Origin of the sequence: Nocardioides oceani, assembly GCF_030412965.1 — a bacterium.
In the GTDB taxonomy this organism is placed as follows: domain Bacteria; phylum Actinomycetota; class Actinomycetes; order Propionibacteriales; family Nocardioidaceae; genus Nocardioides; species Nocardioides oceani.
This window is the reverse complement of sequence record NZ_JAUHJQ010000256.1, coordinates 1-225: the sequence shown is the minus strand read 5'-3', so window position 1 is coordinate 225 and position 225 is coordinate 1. Positions and strand designations below refer to the sequence as shown.

The following is a 225-nucleotide window of genomic DNA, read 5'->3' as shown; positions in this document are numbered from 1 at the left end:
GTCGCTGATGGTCGCCTGCTGGTCGCCGACGAGGTTGCCGAACTGGTCGCGCGCGAACAGGTTGAACCGGACGTCCTGACCGATGGTCGCCGGACCCTCGCCGCGGCGGGCGAGCTCGACCTCCTCGACGTTGAGAGCGTTGCGGGAGTCGTAGGTCACCGTGCGGGTCTCGGTGACGCCGCCGGCGGTGACCGTGATGGTCGCGGTGACCCGGCCGTCGTCGTC

1 protein-coding gene is annotated in these 225 nt (G+C 70.7%); it reads right to left on the bottom strand.

Annotation, left to right across the window (positions count from 1 at the left end):
• On the bottom strand, positions 1–225 hold a 225-nt coding region (locus QWY28_RS23970; protein WP_300955396.1), incomplete at both ends, for a hypothetical protein.